16 protein-coding genes are annotated in these 17,844 nt (G+C 48.7%); 15 read left to right on the top strand and 1 reads right to left on the bottom strand.

Annotation, left to right across the window (positions count from 1 at the left end; translation table 11 throughout):
- Positions 1-16 precede the first annotated feature (16 nt).
- The 15 genes from ACTCCX_RS09915 (at position 17) to ACTCCX_RS09845 (ending at position 17,349) form a co-directional block, all read left to right on the top strand.
- A complete protein-coding gene (locus tag ACTCCX_RS09915) occupies positions 17-685 on the top strand; it encodes an ABC transporter ATP-binding protein (protein WP_463275847.1) in 669 nt (222 codons plus the stop codon).
- Positions 686-688: 3 nt separating this feature from the next.
- On the top strand, positions 689-1,342 hold the full coding sequence (locus tag ACTCCX_RS09910) for a CBS domain-containing protein (RefSeq protein ID WP_086989310.1): 654 nt from the start codon (positions 689-691) through the stop codon (positions 1,340-1,342).
- 516 nt (positions 1,343-1,858) lie between these two features.
- Positions 1,859-2,395 carry a hypothetical protein gene (locus ACTCCX_RS09905; RefSeq protein WP_463275837.1) on the top strand — a complete coding sequence of 179 codons (537 nt, stop codon included), beginning with the start codon at positions 1,859-1,861 and terminating at the stop codon, positions 2,393-2,395.
- Positions 2,396-2,539: 144 nt separating this feature from the next.
- Positions 2,540-3,385 (top strand): M15 family metallopeptidase, encoded by an 846-nt coding sequence (locus tag ACTCCX_RS09900; protein ID WP_463275836.1) that lies wholly within the window; start codon positions 2,540-2,542, stop codon positions 3,383-3,385.
- Positions 3,386-3,422: 37 nt separating this feature from the next.
- On the top strand, positions 3,423-4,043 hold the full coding sequence (locus ACTCCX_RS09895; protein WP_463275835.1) for a glycoside hydrolase family 73 protein: 621 nt from the start codon (positions 3,423-3,425) through the stop codon (positions 4,041-4,043).
- Positions 4,044-4,257: 214 nt separating this feature from the next.
- Positions 4,258-5,388: a 5-(carboxyamino)imidazole ribonucleotide synthase gene (gene purK, locus ACTCCX_RS09890; protein ID WP_463275834.1), complete on the top strand. Its 1,131-nt coding sequence runs from the start codon at positions 4,258-4,260 to the stop codon at positions 5,386-5,388.
- A 41-nt stretch (positions 5,389-5,429) separates the two neighbouring features.
- Positions 5,430-6,089, top strand: a complete 660-nt coding sequence (locus tag ACTCCX_RS09885; RefSeq protein WP_463275833.1) for a GntR family transcriptional regulator — start codon at positions 5,430-5,432, stop codon at positions 6,087-6,089.
- Positions 6,090-6,337: 248 nt separating this feature from the next.
- Positions 6,338-8,620 (top strand): DNA helicase PcrA, encoded by a 2,283-nt coding sequence (gene pcrA, locus ACTCCX_RS09880; protein WP_463275832.1) that lies wholly within the window; start codon positions 6,338-6,340, stop codon positions 8,618-8,620.
- 18 nt (positions 8,621-8,638) lie between these two features.
- Positions 8,639-10,669 carry an NAD-dependent DNA ligase LigA gene (gene ligA, locus ACTCCX_RS09875; RefSeq protein ID WP_463275831.1) on the top strand — a complete coding sequence of 677 codons (2,031 nt, stop codon included), beginning with the start codon at positions 8,639-8,641 and terminating at the stop codon, positions 10,667-10,669.
- Positions 10,662-11,795, top strand: a complete 1,134-nt coding sequence (locus tag ACTCCX_RS09870) for a CamS family sex pheromone protein (RefSeq protein WP_463275830.1) — start codon at positions 10,662-10,664, stop codon at positions 11,793-11,795. Before ligA ends, ACTCCX_RS09870 begins: the two co-directional genes overlap by 8 nt.
- Positions 11,796-11,909: 114 nt before the next feature.
- The gene (gatC, locus tag ACTCCX_RS09865) at positions 11,910-12,215 is read left to right on the top strand and encodes an Asp-tRNA(Asn)/Glu-tRNA(Gln) amidotransferase subunit GatC (protein WP_463275829.1); all 306 of its coding nucleotides are present in this window, start codon (positions 11,910-11,912) and stop codon (positions 12,213-12,215) included.
- Positions 12,212-13,666: an Asp-tRNA(Asn)/Glu-tRNA(Gln) amidotransferase subunit GatA gene (gatA, locus tag ACTCCX_RS09860; RefSeq protein WP_463275828.1), complete on the top strand. Its 1,455-nt coding sequence runs from the start codon at positions 12,212-12,214 to the stop codon at positions 13,664-13,666. Before gatC ends, gatA begins: the two co-directional genes overlap by 4 nt.
- A 12-nt stretch (positions 13,667-13,678) precedes the next feature.
- Positions 13,679-15,109 (top strand): Asp-tRNA(Asn)/Glu-tRNA(Gln) amidotransferase subunit GatB, encoded by a 1,431-nt coding sequence (gatB, locus tag ACTCCX_RS09855; RefSeq protein ID WP_463275827.1) that lies wholly within the window; start codon positions 13,679-13,681, stop codon positions 15,107-15,109.
- A gap of 697 nt (positions 15,110-15,806) precedes the next feature.
- Positions 15,807-16,838, top strand: a complete 1,032-nt coding sequence (locus ACTCCX_RS09850; protein ID WP_463275826.1) for a diacylglycerol kinase — start codon at positions 15,807-15,809, stop codon at positions 16,836-16,838.
- 100 nt (positions 16,839-16,938) lie between these two features.
- Complete coding sequence (locus tag ACTCCX_RS09845) at positions 16,939-17,349, top strand: thioredoxin family protein (RefSeq protein WP_463275825.1); 411 nt, start codon at positions 16,939-16,941, stop codon at positions 17,347-17,349.
- Here the strand turns inward: ACTCCX_RS09845 and ACTCCX_RS09840 are convergent.
- On the bottom strand, positions 17,332-17,844 hold a 513-nt coding region (locus ACTCCX_RS09840; protein WP_463275824.1), incomplete at its 5' end, for a hypothetical protein. The genes ACTCCX_RS09845 and ACTCCX_RS09840 overlap by 18 nt on opposite strands.

Raw genomic sequence — 17,844 nt, 5'->3', positions numbered from 1 at the left:
GTCCGTTCATTATGGCATGATCCAAGCCATCAAAGATATCAGTTTTGAAGTGAATGAAGGCGAAATCGTGACTTTGATCGGGGCTAATGGAGCAGGCAAGTCCACCATTTTGCGCACGATTTCCGGATTGGTGAAACCTTCTTCGGGAGAAATCGAGTATCTTGGGAAACCGATCCACAATGTGGCGACCCGAAAAATCGTTGAACAAGGGATTGCCCAGGTTCCGGAAGGCCGCCATGTATTCAAAGGGTTGACGGTACAGGAAAACCTTGATCTGGGAAGCTTCACCCGCAAAGACAAACAGAACCTCGCCGGTGATCTGGAAGCGGTATTCGAACGTTTCCCGATTCTGCGCGAAAGAAAGAATCAGGATGCCGCCACTTTGTCTGGCGGGGAACAACAGATGTTGGCGATGGGCCGCGCTTTGATGACGAAGCCGAAGCTGTTGCTTTTGGATGAGCCTTCAATGGGATTGGCGCCTATTTTCATTAAGGAAATATTCCACATCATCCAGGATATCCAGAAACAAGGCACAACGATCCTCTTAATCGAACAGAACGCGAATGTTGCGCTGCAGATTGCGGATCGCGGGTATGTATTGGAGACGGGAAATATCGTATTGACCGGAACCGGGGAAGAATTATTAGCAAGTGACGAAGTTCAGAAAGCTTACCTAGGAGGCTAAAAAATGGATGTACAAAGCTATATGTCAACGGATTTAGTAACAATCCAACCTTCAACAAAAATCATCGAAGCTTTGGATTTGATGAAAGAGCACAAGATTCACCGTCTGCCGGTTGTGCAAGGCGAAACAATCGTGGGCTTGATCACGGAGGGAATCATCGAACGCAACACGCCTTCCAGCATGACCAGCCTGGATATGCATGAAGTCAACTACCTGTTGAACAAAACGACAGTAGCTGACATCATGGAAAAACGCGTCGTGACCATCAACAAGGAAGCACTTTTGGAAGAAGCGGCCGTAACGATGCGCGAAAATGGCATCAGTGTTCTGCCGGTAGTTGAGCCAGGCAACCGTTTGATCGGCATCATCACCGAAAAGGATATCTTCTCTGCTTTCATCGATGTGCTGGGCTATTATACTCCTGGTGTCCGCGTTGTCGTCAATATCCATGAAGACAAAAAAGGGGTCCTCGAAGACCTGACGGATATCTTCTCGGATGAGAACATCAACATCCAACAGATCGCGACTTACCGCAAAATGGGCTATGTCCAAGTCGTCATCCAACTAGAAAGCAAGGACATCGACGGCATCCGCGCCAGACTCGAAGAACACGGCTACGAAATCGGATCAATCATCTACAAACCAGAAAGAGTTTAGGATACGATGAATTGTGGGTAGGGGGCGAGCACTAAGAGGACCTTACGAGAACGGCCGCTTTCTGGCCGTGACGTAAGGTCAACTTAGGCGGAACCCCCTGCAATTCAGAGTTCGACTAATAGTGTGTGATGCACTGTGACCGTACCGGTCAAGGGTATCATGGCTCTAAGCGATTGAAATCGCAAGAGCCATGACAAATCCCGTTCCAGTAATCAAAATTTCACAATCATAGCACCAAGGGCCTATCTCATTGCGAGATAGGCCCGTTTTTTATCTTTATCAGGTAACTCTCTTTAAGGCTAATCACGAGCAGTGAGTGCAACGATCCTCTGCTCCGGCGAGCGGAGTCTTCAGCGGAACTGAACCCGTATGCCCCCGCGCTCCTCCGGTAAGCAGACCCGCACTAACGAAGAGAGGACCCACTTTGAGACAACGGTGTCTTTTTTTCAAGCAAATGATTTCTTTTATCACGTAATAAGTGTATAATTAGGGCATGAAAGATTGGAGGTTACATAAATGAATAATGCACTTATAACAATTGTCTTGTATACGATCAAAGAGCAATATGTCAGTGAAAAAGCTTTTTATGCCAATCAACTAGGGATCTCGCCGCAGAGCTGGGATCGCTGGAAAAAAGGAGAACACGGTTTAAAACCCGAGAACATGCAGATCATTTCCAAATTGTTTACCGATTATGAATGGATGCTTGTCCAGAAAATTTGCCGCAATGCCGAAATTCTTCCTGAGGTGGCGGAGAACCCTGTAAGGGAATATCAATTCCTGAAGTATCAAGTCGCCAAAAAATGGATAGCGACGGATTTGGCCGATTTCAAATGGTGTACATCCGAAGAAACCGTCCATGATTCCGAAATCCATAAACCGGCAATCACTACACTCCGGCTCGAGTGCAACTATGATTTCTGGAGCTACAAAGATATCATCGATCTTCGCTTGCCAAGCATCATCCGGCATCAGATCGATTCAGAAAAAATCAATCTGCTGGAATGGTTCAATGAGAATACGCCCGATACCATCACAAAAATTACAGAATAACTGAATATAAACCGGAAAGCCGAGATGATATTATCTTGGCTTTTCTTGTGGATTCGAGCCTAGACTTACTTTTTGGCTGTGGATTGACAGCCAGGTGTGCTAAAATAGGCATAGCAAAAAATACAGACCAGAAGAGGTATAAAAATGGAAACGAAAAAAAAATATTCCCATAAACCCATCAAATGCGCACAAAGATTGCGTTTCCTGGTAGGACTCTTGCTGGCGATGCTCTTTTTCACAGGATGCACAACCGATGACGATGAACCGTCAAACAGTCAGCAGGAAGCGACAGCAAGTACGTTTTCCGAAGAATCACTGTCCTCTTCCGAAGCTGAAGAAGCCAAGGCCAAAGTGATCGTGACTCCTGCAGCTTCATCAGCTGATTGGAATCTGGTATTGGTGAACAGGGAAAATCCGCTTCCTGCAGAAATCGCAATGGAATTCTATCTGACCGAGAGCGGCTATCGGATCGACAGCAGAATCCAGGAACCCTATCTGAAACTGATGGAGGCCGGGAAAGCTGCCGGAATGGATTTCACGATGATTTCGGGATACCGCTCCATCGAGCAACAGCAAGCCAACTATGACGTCAACTATCAAAATTATCTGGCCTCCGGCTTGTCGGAGGCAGAGGCGCGCGCAAAAACGGAAGAATATATTGCCTTGCCTAATGCCAGTGAGCACAGTACCGGACTTGCGGTGGACATCACTTCGACAGCTTTAGCCAACCAAGAAGGCAATTCGGGCTTGCTCCCGGATCTTGAAAACTATCCTGAGGGGCTGTGGTTGAAAGAAAATGCACCTAAATTCGGTTTCATCTTACGCTATCCAAAAACGAAAGAGACCGTCACGGGCATTAATTTTGAACCTTGGCATTTTCGATATGTTGGCGTTGAGAACGCCCTTTACATGACGGAACAAAATCTGACACTGGAAGAATACGTAGCGATCCTGAAGCGAAACGAAGCGCTCGGGAGCAATGGACAATAGCAGGCTAGATATCGTAACTAAGCAGACGGAGGAAGATATGGCACGAAAGAGGAAGCGGACTCGAAAACAGCCGCAATCGGCATACGCCAAGGCCGTCAAGATTTTATTTTTCTTGTTGATCAGTTTTATGGCCAGTCTGTCGCTGATTGGCGATTTTTCTCCGATCATTCCGGATATCCCGGAATACGGCAATAATCAGGGAACCGACTTCATCAGCAATATCGCCCCTGCCGCGCAACAGATGCAAGCGACTTACGGTGTCCATGCCAGCATCAGCATCGCACAAGCGATCCTCGAATCAGATTGGGGAGAAAGTGAACTGTCCGCGGTCTACAACAATCTTTACGGCATGAAGGGTGATAACCCTGAAGACACGGTCCTCTTGACTACCAGTGAGTATTATAACGGCGAGTGGATCAGCATCCAGGCAAATTTTAGGGTCTACGGCAGTTGGGCAGAATCTGTTGAGGATCATGCGCTGTTGTTCGTCAACGGTACCACTTGGAACCCGAATCAATACACTCCTGTGCTTCAGGCATCCACTTATCAGGAAGCAGCCCAAGCTCTCCAGGATTGCGGATACGCGACAGATCCGGATTATGCCGCAAAATTGATTGCGGTCATCGAACAGAACGCTCTTTATGAGTATGATAATTGAAGAAAGTAAACAGAAACGCACGGACAGTTTGGCCCTTTTAGTTGGGTAGCCATTATCTGCGCGTTTTTTTTTACATCCATGCCGATTTCTGAATAAAATCCGACAAACGGACAGTTTTTGCATGGCGACATCCGTCGAATATAGTGATAAAATGATTTGGTAAAGACTTTTTTAACAAATTCTAATGAAAAATCCAAGAGAGTAGTGTGATCACATGCCAAATCAAATTTTACCCGGGAAAACAATCGGTATTATTGGCGGAGGACATGTAGCCCGAATGATTGCTTTGGAAGCAAAAAAAATGGGCTATCAAATAGGCATCTTGGACGCCGATCCTGCCTGTCCGGCTGGGCAAATAGCTGATTGGCAGATAACCAAGAAATATACGGATTTCGATGCGTTGACGGATTTCGCAGCTAAATCGGACGTCCTGACTTTTGAATCCGAAGCCGTGGATACGATGTTGCTGACGCAAATCAATCCATATATCGCCATACCGCAGGATCCGGACACCCTTTCAATCACGCAAGATCGGTTGATCGAAAAAGCGTTTCTGGAATCCTTGAACATCAACGTGACGCCTTACGCGACGATAACCACCATCGAAGACATGGAAGAAGCCGTCAAAAGCATCGGCTTCCCATGCGTGTTGAAACCGATCCGTGTCGAGGCCGCCACGCCTGTGCAGCATCTTTTGTACAGTGAGGAGGACTTTGGAAGGGCGTCGGTCTTGCTCAAAAAAGGGACGTGCATTTTGGAGGCTTGGATCCCCTTCGAGAAGGAGTTGGCCATTACGGTAGCTCAGGACGCAAACGATGTGTTCACGTCATTCCCTGTCACAGAAACAATCTACAGGGATCAAAAACTGGTGAAGACCATCACGCCTGCACGCGTTAGTGGAAATATCCAGAAAGAGATGGAACATATCGGCAAGCTGGCTGCGAAGGCCATGAATCTGACCGGGATCTTGACGATCGAGACATTCATGACGTCATCGGGTTCCCTCTATGTGAACCGTTTGGTCGTCCGCCCGCACCATTCATGCAATTATTCGCTGGATGGCTGCAGCATCTCCCAATATGAAATTCTGGTCCGCTGCATCTGTGGGCTGCCCATTCCGGAAATCCAGCTGTATGATACAAGCGTGACTTTTAATATCATGGAAGAAAAACTTGATGAAGCGCTGATTCTGTTGCTGACCAAACCGGATTGGCATTTCCATTTTTACGGAAAAAGAGAACACCGCGCGAACCGGAAAATGGGCCACGTCACATTATTGGGCGACAGCCCAGATGTTCTCATCAACGAACTGGAAGAACATGGCTTATTAGAATCGACAGAGTAACGGAAGCTGATGAGCGCTCTCTGATATGAAGGAAGGGTTTAATGATGGAGGATAGACTATTCAATAAAGCATACGACTACATAAAAGACAAAATCGACAGCAATTGTTGGCCGCCGGGAACCAAAATCACTGAACAACTCATTTCGGAAGCTTTGTTCATGAGTCGGACACCGATCCGCACAGCACTGCTTTTGCTGGAGGAAGAAGGTCTGGTGAAATCCATTCCCTACAAAGGCTATATCGTAGCTGAAAAAAAGATTTCCAATGAAGGCTTATTGGAACGCTTGGAACTGATTGCTGGACTCATCATGAACTACCTTCAGTATCTGAAGCTGAACGACATTACCTTGGACCACCATGCGTTCGAAGAAATCCTCGAAAAGCAGGTGGAATACCTGCATTATCGGGATGCTACAGGTTACTTCAATAATGAATACAGACTCTTTGAAATATTTATGTCCGAAAGTGATAACCAATTCCTGAAAAAAGTGATATTGACGGCAGCACGCGACATTCACGGCACGTACTCCGAAAACAGCGACCTGATGGATGAAGAGCGCTATCAAAACGAAGCTAAACTGCTCGCTCTCTATCAAGAATTCAGCATCTGCATACGTGATAAGGATTATGACAAGATGGGCGAACACATCCTCTTCTTCTTTGAAACGCTGAAAGAGTCAAACGATAGCTTGGCCCAATAGAATCAGAAAGAAAGTCCTGGCGCTGAATCATCCAAATGATTCAGCGCCAGGACTTTTATGTTGGATGGCGCGTGGGGAACAAGGGTTAAAAACTATCTAAAATATCAGGGGATTCATTGATAGCTAGGCTCTAAAATGATAGACTAAACCATGATGCAAATCAGAATCGACAAGGCTGAAAGATCGCCTTGATTCCATAAAAACAGAACGAAACCATACACTCCGAAACAAAGGCAACAAAAGAAAGGATGGCAAATGTGCAACAAAAACACGACCTCATCAAAGGAATGAATCCCAGGCAAGCGGAAGCCGTTTTGGCGACGGAAGGCCCGCTACTGATCATGGCGGGGGCAGGCAGCGGGAAAACGAGGGTACTGACCCATCGCATGGCCTATCTACTGGAAGAAAAATCAGTGAATCCTTGGAACATCTTAGCCATCACCTTTACGAATAAAGCGGCAAAAGAAATGAAAGAGCGGGTCATCCGCCTCGTCGGAACAGTCGGCAATGACATGTGGGTATCCACTTTCCACTCCATGTGCGTGCGGATCCTGAGACGGGAAAGCGAACAGATCGGCTACGCGCGCTCGTTTACCATCTGCGACCAGAGCGAAACCGAAACATTGATGAAACGCATCATCCGCGAAAAGAATCTGGATTCAAAAAAATTCGATCACCGCATGATTCTGGGTCGGATCAGCCAAGCGAAGAATGAACTGCAGACACCGAAGGAATTCGGCGATTTGGCTGGGGGATACATCGACAATATCGTCTATGAATGCTACAAGGATTACCAAAAAGCGCTTGAAAACAGCCAATCGATGGATTTTGACGATCTGATCATGCTTACAGCCAAATTGTTCAAGGAACATCCTGAAACGTTGTCCTACTACCAAAACAAATTCCATTACATCCATGTGGACGAGTACCAGGATACCAACTACGCCCAATATCAACTGGTGCAATTGTTGGCCAGCAAGTTCAAAAACATTTGCGTCGTCGGAGATGCGGACCAAAGTATCTATGGTTGGCGCGGTGCCGACATGGAGAACATCCTCAACTTCGAAAAAGATTATCCGGACGCAAAAGTGGTATTGCTGGAGCAAAATTACCGCTCCACAAAAAAAATCCTGCGCGCAGCTAATGACGTGATCCAAAACAACGTCAACCGCAAAGAAAAAGAATTATGGACAGACAATCCGGACGGCGACAACATCGTCTACTATCGTGGGCAGTCCGAACACGATGAAGCGCGCTACGTCATTTCCAAGATGCTCCAGGAAATCCGTGAGAGCAAACGCCAGTACGGGGATTTCGCAGTGCTTTACCGGACGAATGCCCAGTCGCGTGTCATCGAGGAAAATCTCTTGAAATCGAACATCCCCTACAAGATGGTCGGCGGGCGTAAGTTCTATGACCGCAAAGAAATCAAGGACCTTTTGGCTTATCTGCGTCTGATCGTGAACCCGGCCGACGACTTGAGCTTCGGCCGCATCGTGAACGTGCCGAAACGCGGAATCGGAGATGCCAGCGTCGAAAAACTGCGCGAATTCGCCGATATGCATAATCTGACCTTGCTGCAAGCAGCTCATGATGTGGCGTTATCCACCGTTTCAGGAAAAGCCGCGAAGGAATTGAAGAAATTCGCGACCGTAATGGATAATCTACAGAAAATGCAAGAATTCCTGCCGATCACGGAATTGGTTCAGGAAATGCTTTCCCAAACGACTTATCTGGAAGCCCTCGAAATGGAGAAGACACTGGAGTCGGAAGCACGGATCGAGAACATCAACGAATTCCTGTCGGTAACCCAGGAGTTCGATAGAATGAATCAAGATGATTTTGATCTGACCGCATTCCTGACCGATTTGGCGCTGGTTTCCGATCTGGATCAGATCGAGGAGGAACCGCAGAGCGAAGTAACGCTGATGACGATGCACGCAGCCAAAGGACTGGAATTCCCGATCGTCTTCATCATCGGGATGGAAGATGGCATTTTCCCTTCATCGCGCTCCTTCATGGATGAGGACCAGATGGAGGAAGAACGGCGCTTGGCCTACGTCGGCATCACACGGGCGGAACAGAAACTATTCCTTACGAATGCCTATTCCCGTACCCTTTATGGGCGAACGATGTCCAATCCGGCCTCGCGGTTCCTTGATGAATTGGACGGATCCGTGCTGGACCGCGAGGACAGTTCAGGATCCACGATAAGCTCATTTTCATCAAAACCAGCAAGTTCGAGCAACCGTTGGAAGACAGCCAGTGATACGCGCCAGGAGAAGGCCTTCAGCCAGCTGTTTTCGGCAAGTCCGCGTGAGAAAACAACGCAATCGGTCCAACAAACCGGAAACAGCGGTGCGGACAGACTCGGCTGGGCTGTTGGGGACAAGGCCAGCCACAAGAAATGGGGCGTCGGCATTGTCGTTCAAACGAGCGGAGAAGGCGATGGCCTGACATTGGATATCGCCTTCAAGAACATCGGCATCAAACGTTTGTTGGCATCCTTTGCACCAATCGAAAAAGTATAATTCAGGAGGGGAACATTCATGGCGAAAGAAAGTCTGACCGAAGCCCAAGAGCGCATCGAGACGTTGAAGACGCTCCTCAACCGCTATAATTACGAATATTATGTGCTGGATAAACCCAGTATCTCGGATAAAGAATATGATCAACAGTATCTTGAACTGGAAAAGTTGGAAAAAGTTCATCCCGAGTTGATTACCACTGATTCTCCGACACAACGCATTGGCGGAACCATCCTGCCCGGATTCAATAAGGTACAGCATGATGCACCGATGCTGAGCTTGGGAAATGCCTTCAATCAGGAGGACTTGCTGCAATTCCATCAACGGATCAGTAAACTGACCGACCAACCCTTGCAATACATGTGCGAACTGAAAATTGATGGTTTGGCTGTATCGTTGAAATACGAAAATGGCCTGTTCATCCAAGGCGCGACGCGGGGTGACGGAAGCATCGGTGAAGACATCACGCAGAATTTGCGTACGGTCAAAGCCATTCCGTTGCGTCTGAATGAACCGTTGACTTTCGAAGTTCGCGGTGAATGCTACATGCCGAAAGCGTCCTTCGTACAATTGAATGCGGACCGCGATGAGAAAGGCCTGGAAATTTTTGCGAATCCGCGCAATGCCGCTGCCGGCAGTCTGCGCCAACTGGACTCCAGTATTGCGGCCAGCCGCAACCTGAGCATCTATCTTTACAGCGCCACCAATTTCGAACAGTTGGCTGTTGAGACGCAGGATGCGCTGCTGAGCCGATTGGCACAGGTTGGTTTGCGCACCAATCCGGAACGCAGGCTCTTTGATTCTATCGAAGAAGTTTGGGCATTCACGGAAGAAATCGCAGCAAAAAGGAAAGACTTGCCTTATGAAATCGACGGCATCGTCATCAAAGTCAATGCATTCGCTGCCCAGGAAGAAATCGGCTATACGGTAAAAGCACCGCGGTGGGCAATCGCCTATAAATTCAAGGCAGAAGAAGCCGAAACAATCGTACGCGATATCGAGTGGACGGTCGGCCGCACCGGAGTTGTGACGCCGACAGCCGTGATGGATCCGGTCTTCTTGGCCGGGTCCACTGTGCAACGCGCCAGCTTGCATAACGTCGACCTCGTCCGCGAGAAGGATGTCCGCATCGGCGACACGGTGGTGATCCACAAGGCCGGCGACATCATTCCGGAAATCCAGCATGTCCTTATCGATCGAAGAAGTCCGGACAGTGAACCGTATGCCATCCCCGAGGTGTGCCCCGCCTGCGCTAGCCACCTTGTTCATCTGGAGGATGAAGTAGCCCTTCGCTGCATCAATCCGAAGTGTCCGGCCCAAATCAAAGAAGGCCTGTCCCACTTCGTATCACGCAATGCGATGAACATCAGTGGTCTGGGCGTTCGCGTCGTCAGCCAGATGTTCGAAAAAGGGCTCGTCAAGGACGTAGCAGACCTGTACAAGCTGACGGAAGAAGACCTTTATCAACTGGATAAAATCAAAGAAAAGTCCGCTAACAATATTGTGACGGCAATCAATCAGAGCCGCGGAAACTCATGCGAGCGTCTGCTGTTCGGATTGGGCATCCGCCATGTCGGCTCGAAGGCGGCAGCCAGCCTGGCAGCGGAATTCGAAACCCTCGATCGGCTGATGCAGGCGACGAAAGAAGAAATCATGGCCGTCGAAGGCATGGGCGACATCATTGCGGACAGCGTCGTTGCCTATTTCCAACTGCCGGAAGTGAAAGACCTGATTGAAGAATTCCGGGCAAATGGCGTGAATCTGACCTATCTCGGCAAGAAGAAAGCTGAGGTGGCTGCTGTCGATTCCATCTGGAACGGTAAAACGGTGGTTTTGACGGGTAAATTGACGCACTATAACCGGACCGAAGCGACGGAGATGATCGAAGCGCTAGGCGGAAAAGTGACCGGGAGTGTCTCCAAAAAGACCGACTGGATTGTCGCCGGAGAAGATGCCGGCAGCAAATTGGCAAAAGCCCAATCTTTGGGCATCCCTGTTTGGACGGAAGAAGATATGGTGAAAAATTTGGAAAGAAGTGACAGCAGTGAATAAAGCGAAAAGCGTCATCCGTATGGTTGTCTCCGGAGCAGCGATGTTCCTGTTGGCCAGTTGTGGACAGTTAACAGAGACGCAAACAACGGAGAACACAACCAATAACGGCCCCGAGAAAGTGACTGTCCAAACGACTCAGAATCAGTTATCGACGGATTATTATCCTGCCTTGATCGTGGACGGCAAGTACCAATTCAGCCAGAACCGCGGCGTCAGCCTTTCGTTGAACTCGACGGCCAACATCAAAGATTTTGAGGCAGATTTGTTGGATGTAGCCAAAAATGTTTTTCCGACTGACCAATATTTTTTTCAGGAAGGCCAAGTCATCGACTATGATACGACAAGATTGTGGTTGGGACGCTACAGCGACTCTAACCCGGATGGTTTGAATCCGACAGATAACGGCAGCACCGACGCGGCAACCAGGGAGCCGATCTACCTGGAGCAGATTTTGGAACAGGACTATATGATCCAGAATGAAAATGGCTTCGAATTGGCCGGGATGGCAATCGGACTGGCGATGAATTCGGTCGACTATTACAAGGTGAATGATGTGCCGATGGAACAAGCCATTTCCCGCGAGAAATTAGAAGAACAGGCAAAAGCTTATGCGAATACGATCATTACCCGTTTGCGCCAGACCGAGGGATTGGAAAGCATTCCGATCGTCATCGGCATTTATGAGCAATCGGCGCAGGACAGCCCGGTCGGTGGTGTCTATCTATTCGAAGGCGTCTCCACGGATGGGAATGCGATCGGCGAATGGATCGCCCGCAATGAAAGTAAAGTGGTCTTCCCGTTGCAAAGTGGAACGCAGACGGAAGAGTCTTCCAACTTCGACAATTTCAAAAACGAAGTGCAGAATTTCTTCCCGAATCTGAATGGCATCGTCGGAGAAGGCAAATACATCGACGGACAACTGATGTCGCTCGAAATCGACATCACGACGCAATTCTATGGAGAAACGGAAATCATTGCGTTCACCCAGCACGTAACTGACTCGGCAGGACGTTTCCTGCCCCAGAACATTCCGGTTGAGATTACAATCGAATCGATCAACGGCATTGAATCGTTCCTGACAAGAGAATCAAACAGCCAAGGATTCAGTTACCATATTTTCGATTGAGTTTCAGCGCTGAATCGCCATAAAAATCACGCAATCCAATGTATTTTATGCTAGAATGAAAAAGTATGTAAAAAAAACGAAACCTACACAAAATGACAGAAAGAAGGGTATTACATGGCAATCACTGAAGAGCAAGTGCGTCACGTAGCAAAACTGGCCAAGCTGGAATTCGCTCCTCACGAAATTAAACATTTTACAGAACAATTGGGCGACATCATCGACATGGTGGAACAATTGGAAGCAGTCGATACAACGGATGTACCCGTGACTTCTCATGGCTATGCATTGAAGAATGTCATGCGTGAAGATGTAGCGGAACCTGGAACGGATCGCGAGCTCCTGTTCAAAAACGTCAAGACAGCCGAAGACGGCATGATCCAAGTGCCCGCAATTTTAGATAACGAGGTGGAAGGCGCATGAGTATTTTCAATGAAACGCTAACAAGCCTACATGAAGGTTTAGTCAATAAAGAATTCTCTTCCGTGGAACTGACCCAAGCAGCCTTCAAACGCATCGCTGAAACAGACGGAACAGTAGAAGCATTCTTGGCTTTGAACGAAGAAGGCGCCTTGAAACAAGCGCAAGCGGCTGATGAAAAAGGCTACGCCGACGGTAACGTCCTGAACGGTATTCCTTTAGGGATCAAGGACAACATCGTCACAGAAGGCGTGACAACGACAGCGGCAAGCCGTATGTTGGGCGACTTCATGCCGATCTATGACGCAACAGTCGTCACCAAGTTGAAGGAAGCCGGCGCCGTCAATGTCGGAAAACTGAACATGGATGAATTTGCCATGGGCGGAAGCACGGAAAACTCTTACTACAAAAAAACCAAAAATGCTTGGGATCTGACTAAAGTTCCCGGCGGTTCATCCGGTGGCTCCGCTGCTGCGGTTGCCAGCGGCGAAGTTGTCGCTTCCTTGGGTTCCGATACAGGCGGAAGTATCCGTCAACCGGCCGCCTTCAATGGCATTGTCGGCATGAAACCGACATACGGCCGCGTATCCCGTTATGGCTTGATCGCTTTTGCGTCCAGCCTTGACCAAATCGGCCCGATGACACGCAACGTAACCGACAATGCCTTGTTGTTGGAAGCAATCAGCGGCTATGATAAGCGGGATTCCACGAGTTTGAACATGGAAGTGCCGAAATTCAGCGCCAACCTGAACGGAAAAGTGGCAGGCATGAAGATCGCTTTGCCGAAAGAATATTTCCAAGAAGGCGTATCCGCTGAAATCCAAGAGGCTGTAAGAAAAGCAGCCGCCCAATTCGAAGAAATGGGCGCTACCGTGGAAGAAGTCAGCATGCCGACTTTGGCTTACGGAATCCCTGCGTACTACATCATTGCTTCTTCGGAAGCTTCATCCAACCTGCAACGTTTTGACGGAGTGCGTTACGGCTACCGTGCAGACAATGTGAACTCATTGGATGAGTTGTACATCAAGAGCCGTTCTGAAGGCTTCGGTATGGAAGTGAAACGCCGTATCATGTTGGGATCTTTCTCATTGAGTGCCGGTTTCTATGATGCTTACTTCAAAAAAGCGGGTCAAGTCCGCACGCTGATCAAACGCGACTTCGCGAACATCTTCGCGGGTTACGATCTGATTTTGGGACCTACGACGACAACGACTGCTTTCGGAATCGGCGAAAAGAACGACGATCCGTTGGCTATGTACATGGACGACCTGTTGACCGTTACGATCAACTTGGCGGGCGTTCCGGCCATTTCCGTTCCTGGCGGATTCTCGGCTGACGGCATGCCGATCGGTATCCAATTGATCGGGAACTACTTCGAAGAAGCAAAAATCTATCAAGCCGCGTTTGCATTGGAACAAGCGAACGACTACATCAACCAACACCCAAACCTGTAGGAGGAAGACATTATGAATTATGAAACAGTCATCGGACTGGAAGTCCATGTGGAATTGAAAACTGAATCAAAAATGTTCTCCCCATCTCCAGCGCACTTTGGGGCAGAACCGAACACAAACACAAACGTCATCGACTGGGGTTACCCGGGCGTCTTGCCGGTCATCAACAAAGGCGCTGTCGAATTCTGTATGAAGGCCGCTATGGCTTTGAACTGCGAAATTTCGACGGAAACGCACTTCGACCGCAAAAACTACTTCTATCCGGACAATCCGAAAGCTTACCAAATTTCGCAATTGGATAACCCGATCGGCCATGACGGCTGGGTCGAAATCGAAGTGGAAGGCGTCAAGAAAAAGATCCGCATCGAGCGTGTCCATCTTGAAGAAGATGCCGGCAAAAATATGCACGGATCGGACGGCTATTCCTATGTCGATCTGAACCGTCAAGGAACGCCATTGATCGAAATCGTATCGGAAGCGGATATGCGTTCTCCGGAAGAGGCTTATGCCTACCTGGATGCCGTGCGCCAAATCATCATGTACACAGACGTATCCGATGTGAAGATGGAAGAAGGCTCGATGCGTTGCGATGCCAACATTTCCATCCGTCCCTTCGGCCAAGAAAAATTCGGCACGAAGACAGAATTGAAGAACCTGAACTCCTTCAACTTCGTCCGCCGCGGACTGGCGCATGAAGAAAAACGCCAAGCGCAAGTATTGAATGCTGGCGGCATCATCCAACAAGAAACACGCCGATTCGACGAAACAACCGGCGAAACGATCCTGATGCGCGTCAAGGAAGGCGAAAGTGATTACCGCTACTTCCCGGAACCGGATCTGCCTGGCTTGACCATTTCCCAAGAGTGGATCGACCGCGTAAAAGCGACAATCCCGGAAATGCCTGCAAAACGCCGCGCAAGATACATTTCTGAATACGAGCTGCCTGAATACGATGCAATGGTATTGACCCTTTCGAAAGAAATGTCCGACTTCTTCGAAGGCACCATCGCTGCAGGCGCCGATGCCAAACTAGCTTCCAACTGGTTGATGGGCGAAGTTTCCGCTTACCTGAACAGCGAAAAAGTGGAACTGGCCGATACGAAACTGACGCCAGCCAACCTTGCCGGTATGATCACCTTGATCGAAGATGGCACCATCAGCACGAAGATCGCCAAGAAAGTCTTCCGCCTGTTGGCAACAAAAGGCGGAGACGCCAAATCCGTTGTCGAAGCAGAAGGCCTGATCCAAATGAGCGATCCAGCCCAACTGCTGCCGATCATCAACGCCGTTTTGGACAACAGCCAACAATCCGTCGACGACTTCAAAGCCGGCAAAGACCGCGCCAAAGGCTTCCTCGTAGGCCAAATCATGAAACAAACAAAAGGCCAAGCCAACCCAGGCATGGTCAACCAACTACTAGCACAAGAACTAGAAAAAAGATAGAGCGAGATGAAAAGCGTTTAGATACCCGGACGTTGGAGCCCATAACGAAGTGAACCTCTTTTGTTCACTACGTTATTTGCGAAACGGGAGCGGTATCTGCTTTTCAGAACGCGTTTAAGATAGGATACGATGAATTGCGGGTAGGGGCGAGCACTAACGAAATTTAGGAACAACCAGCCCGGGTTTGGCTGGATGGGCCTAAATAGCGTTAGGCGGAACCCCTGCAATTCAGAGTTCGACTAATAGGATGTGATGATTCACGGTTAGAGTTCGAGCACTAAGAGGACAAACACAAAGCGGACGTTTTTTGTCCGCGTGTGGTTGTCAGCTTAGGCGGAGAACTCTGCGAATCAGAACTCAACTAAGATAGAGCGTGATGAAAAGCGTTTAGATACCCGGACGTTGGAGCAAATAACGAAGTGAACCTCTTTTGTTCACTACGTTATTTGCGAAACGGGAGCGGTATCTGCTTTTCAGAACGCGTTTGCGTTGCACACATTCCAGCCAACTTCCTTCCGGAGGTTGGCTTTTTTTGAAATGATTCACTCCAAAAAAATGCCAATAAAGCTATCTTTTTCCAGATCAACAATTAGTATTATTCTGATTTTGGTGCTATAATTATTAATTGAGTGGTTTTACAAAGAAAAGATGATTTGTGACCTATATAATAGATGAGCCTAGAAAGATGAGGAAAAGAATGAGAGCAAGAGTAATTTACAATCCCACTTCCGGAAGAGAAATGCTGAAAAAAAGCATGATTGATATCCTTCAAATATTGGAAGAAGCAGGCTATGAGGCCAGTGCATATGCCACAACGCCCGAACCGCTTTCCGCAACCAAAGAAGCGGAGCGTGCTGCTTTGGCCGGATTCGACTTGATCGTTGCCGCCGGCGGAGACGGTACCGTAAACGAAGTCATTAATGGTATTGCCGGATTGGAACACAGACCAACAGTCGGCATCATACCCGCAGGGACAACAAATGACTATGCCCGTGCTTTGAAGATTCCTCGTTCAAATCTATTGGATGCAGCCCGCATCATCGCTGACGGAAATGTCATCCCGATGGATATCGGTCAATCGAATGATACCTATTTCATTAACATCGCAGCAGGCGGCTATCTGACGGATCTGACCTACGATGTCCCGGCAAAACTGAAGACCATTTTCGGCTACCTGGCTTATCTGGTGAAAGGTGCCGAAAAAATACCGCAACTCAAACCGATGCACATGCGCATCGAATACGAGGGCGGCGTTTACGACGGCATGGCTTCCATGTTCTTCGTCGCCTTGACCAACTCGGTGGGAGGTTTCGAAACGATCGATCCGAAGATCGTTTTGGGAGATGGCAAGTTCACGCTGTTTGTCGTTAAGACAGCAAATATCTTCGAAATCCTACAACTGTTGGCCCAAGTATTGAACGGGGGCAGACATCTGGAAAACGCCAATGTCCTCTATACGCATACCAGCTTTGTGAAAGCAGAATCGATGGATGGTTCGCGCTTGATGATCAACTTGGATGGGGAGTACGGTGGCGATGCACCGACTCTGTTCACGAATCACCAACAGCACATCAAGATCATCGGGAATACGTCCGATTATGCTGATCCGATCGAAGAAGTGGATGAAAACATTCTTGAAGGTGCCGGTACTGGCTTCATGAAGGAAGTTGAAACCTTGCACCCGGATGAAGTGAACGACAAACGATTGCCATACGACGGCAAGGACTAAAAAATAAGAATGCCCGGTCTCTCGGTGTTATGACGAGAGCTGCCGGGCATTCTTTGTTATACTGGAAGAAAGCCATTCAAACGCAAAGGAGACCTGCTGTATGCCGAAAAAACAGAAAAGATTTTTGCCCTTATTATTTTTGAGCGCCTTGCTGATGCTGTTTGCAGCCTGCGCAAAGGAGGCGGATTCCCCGATCGTGGCCATAGGCGATGCAGCGCAATACGAAGAAGTGGTGGCGCAGGATGTGGCCTACCTCTATTTCGGCTTCGATGATTGCCCCTACTGCAAGAAATTCCGGCCGATCCTGGAGAAGGAATTGGCGGAAACGGGGCAGACCGCTTATTACTACAACACGAAAAAACGGGCCAATGATGCCAACTATGATGAGGTATTGGATACCTACGGCGTCGCGTTCGTACCCGTCCTGATCAAGCTGGAGGACGGCAAAGCGATCGGATCGGTCAATCTGGACACCGTCGCCGACTTGCCTGCATTATTGGCGGAGGAATAGCAAGCGAATCTGCCCGAACTTGTCCGATAACCGAGAAAAATCGGACAACCGTCCAGCGAAACCGCCCGAACTTGTCCGATAACCGCCAAGAATCGGACAGCCGGCAAGCGAATCTGCCCGAACTTGTCCGATAACCGAGAAAAATCGGACAACCGGCAAGCGAATCTGCCCGAACTTGTCCGATAACCGAGAAAAATCGGACAACCGTCCAGCGAAACCGCCCGAGCTTGTCCGATAACCGCCAAGAATCGGACAACCGCTAGCGAATTTGCCCGAACTTGTCCGATAACCGCGAAGAATCGGACAACAGGCGAATGAAACCGCCTGAGCTTGTCCGATATCCGCGAAGAATCGGACAACCGTCCAGCGAAACCGCCCGAACTTGTCCGATAACCACAAAGAATCGGACAACCGTCCAGCGAAACCGCCCGAGCTTGTCCGATAACCGCAAAGAATCGGACAACCGTCCAGCGAAACCGCCCGAACTTGTCCGAT

The sequence above is a fragment of the Trichococcus sp. genome (genome assembly GCF_055118575.1).
Note: the sequence above shows the minus strand (reverse complement) of the source record. Positions and strands in the feature narration are given on the sequence as shown.